At 38.4% G+C, this 2,155-nt stretch carries 2 protein-coding genes and 1 pseudogene; all 3 read left to right on the top strand.

Annotation, left to right across the window (positions count from 1 at the left end; genetic code table 11):
- Positions 1-320 (top strand): hypothetical protein (locus ACLFKQ_RS24865; RefSeq protein WP_449002367.1); only part of this gene is annotated, 320 nt, incomplete at its 5' end.
- Positions 321-949: 629 nt separating this feature from the next.
- Positions 950-1,408, top strand: a pseudogene (locus ACLFKQ_RS24860) (Hsp20/alpha crystallin family protein).
- A gap of 236 nt (positions 1,409-1,644) precedes the next feature.
- Positions 1,645-2,058: a PIN domain-containing protein gene (locus ACLFKQ_RS24855; protein ID WP_449002366.1), complete on the top strand. Its 414-nt coding sequence runs from the start codon at positions 1,645-1,647 to the stop codon at positions 2,056-2,058.
- The last annotated feature ends 97 nt before the right edge of the window (positions 2,059-2,155 follow it).

Genomic DNA, 2,155 nt, shown 5'->3' with positions numbered 1-2,155 from the left:
TCGAGTTATTTAAGCTCGACGTTTATTTTAGATCGTTACTTCTACAGGACTACCGGACAGCAGAATCAACGCCACGAGCGCAACCAACAGACACCCGCACCCCAGAAGGAACAAGAGGCAACAACGAAGAGAGAGCAGCCGAAGCACCAGGGGACGGAGAACGAGAACCCGAAAAACCGACGGAAACCAAACCAGCAAACACGGAAGACGAAGCGAGAACAGACACGGCAAACAAAAGAACCAACAACTACAATTATAGCACGACAGCCACGCAAAGGAAAGCCAAAAACCAAGCCAGGACAAGGAACACAGCCAAATAACAAAACCGCCGAAAAGCGGTGCGACCCCGCGACGGCGCAAGACGCAAGGGAACGCGCACCAAGACAGAAGCGGACACCACACCCATCCTCTCTCTCTTCTCTCTCTCCCCGCGATTAACTAGTGGGAAAGCAGATTAATCCTAACTAGTGAGCGTAGCACCCAAGATTTTGATGAAAGCACCGCCATCAAGCGAACGATGGGAGCGATCTTTTGGAGCGACCCAAATAAACAAAAGGGGCTACCACAAAAAAGAAAACAAAAAATAGCCCCATCCTTACGATGAGCGACTGGCTGTGCTATGCTTTCCAATTGTTGCGAAGCGAGCGTAATTACCGAGCGATTAGCGAGACGAACTGAGTGTAAGGCACTTTAGGTTTTACCAATAACTATGTAGATAGGGCGATCGCAATTATCAAAGTAGCTAAACCAATAGAACCGAATATTATTTAGTACAGTTTTCTCTACCAAAATATATTTAATTAGTTCGGGCAGTAAACCATACTAGCTATGGGATACAAGCCACACTAACTAATCTTTTATTGCTTGATTAATATAAAAATAACAAAGCAAATAAATTTAAATTCTAAGTTAACCAACTATCAAACTGTTAATCAAAGGAGACACAACTATGGCATTAGTACGTTACAATCCTTGGCAAGAAATTAGTTCTTTACAACGCTAACTAAACCGTTTATTTGATGACGCTTTAACCCCTGCTAATTGGGATAGCTTTGATAATTTAGCCAAAGTACCTGCTGCGGAACTAACCGACACCGATGATGCTTTACATCTAAAACTAGAAGTTCCTGGCATGGAAGCCAAAGATTTAGACATTCAAGTAATGGCAGATAGAGTAGCTATTTCTGGCGAACGCAAATCTGAAACTAAATCTGAAGAAAATGGTAGAACTCGCTCGGAATTCCGTTACGGCAAATTCCAAAGAGTAATCCCTCTACCCGCACGTATCCAAAACACTAACGTTACCGCAGACTATAAAGACGGTATCCTCAATTTGACCTTACCCAAGTCTGAAGAAGAAAAAAATAAAGTAGTGAAAGTAAATCTTTTAGGCGAAGCTGCTGAATAATCTTCCAAGGGTAACGAATCTAGTCATATAGATTAATAGTAAATCCCAGTTGCTTATATGGTGACTGGGTTTTTTGTTGTAGGGCGATTGCTCAACACAATTAATCTTACTGTAAAGTGCGATCACAAAAATAAATTGCCCCCAAGTGTTGCAATTGAGACTATAAATTTTTTTTGAGGTTAATATTGTATTGATTCAATAATTTTCTAGAAATTTTTCTTAAATTTCTAACTTTTATGATGTTTAACTACCCTACTCCTATTTTTAGGATTTTCCTAGATGCAGAAGTGTTTGTTAGTGCTAGTTTTAATTATCAAAATAGTTCATTTAAAAAGTTAGTAGGTTTAGTTGATAACGGTGAGTTGGTATTATATCTAACAACAGTAACTCGCCAAGAAATTTTGTCTAATATAGAAAAGGAGGTAAATCACTCTGATTCTAGTCTGAAGACACTTCATAAAGAGTTTCGTAAAAAAGCAAGAATTTTTTATAATCATCAGAATTTAAAGAGTTTATTTTCTTTGAATTATAATAAAGATGAGATTTGCCAAGAATTAAAAAATCAGTTTTTAGATTATCTAGAAAAAACCGAAGCCCAAATAATATCTGTAGATAAAGTTTCGCCAGAAGATATTTTTGTAAGGATTTAGGTGCAAGCATGAGGAATAAGAGAAGGATAAGAACAATGTCCAAAAGTTTCGCCAGAAGATATTTTTGTAAGGATTTAGGTGCAAGCATGAGGAATAA

This window comes from Myxosarcina sp. GI1(2024) (genome assembly GCF_053543375.1).
This window is presented reverse-complemented; position numbering and strand designations above follow the sequence as displayed.

Coding starts and splice junctions, on each gene's coding strand:
- ACLFKQ_RS24855 (WP_449002366.1), top strand. CDS start 1,645: ATGATGTTTAACTACCCTACTCCTATTTTTAGGATTTTCCTAGATGCA.